The sequence below is a fragment of the Escherichia sp. AM3 genome, assembly GCF_032029835.1.
Lineage (GTDB): Bacteria > Pseudomonadota > Gammaproteobacteria > Enterobacterales > Enterobacteriaceae > Escherichia > Escherichia coli.
This window is the reverse complement of sequence record NZ_JAVUPQ010000616.1, coordinates 1-407: the sequence shown is the minus strand read 5'-3', so window position 1 is coordinate 407 and position 407 is coordinate 1. Positions and strand designations below refer to the sequence as shown.

The window sequence follows — 407 nt, the reverse complement described above, 5'->3', positions numbered from 1 at the left end:
ACGCGTTTGTGCGCGATAAATCTTCGGCTGCGGGTTTTGCTGGTTCAGACGCTGCGTGACGCGCTGCTGGCGAGATACCGCACGCTTAAGCTGGTTATCCAGCGCGAAGTTCATCCGCTGACGCAGACGTTCCAGCACGGTTTGCTGACGCGCCAGACGCAATTGCGGATGCTGCTGTTGCAGACGATGGTAAAGCTGGGTAAAGCGGCGGGTACGGTTGGCGAGGAAGTAGTCCATCGCCATCTCCAGGCGCTGCTGCCCGTTCTGGATCTGACGCAGCAGCTCCAGCTGGTTACGGCTGACTACCTCTGCCGCCGCGGACGGCGTGGGCGCGCGTAAATCCGCGACAAAATCGGCAATCGTCACATCCGTTTCGTGACCGACGGCGCTTACCACCGGGATAAGGC

Annotated in this window: 1 protein-coding gene; it reads right to left on the bottom strand. The window is 60.7% G+C overall.

Going from position 1 to position 407, the window contains the following annotated elements:
* Nucleotides 1-407, bottom strand: a 407-nt coding sequence (locus RTW80_RS27535; protein WP_312721265.1) for an exodeoxyribonuclease VII large subunit, incomplete at both ends; no start/stop codon positions are given.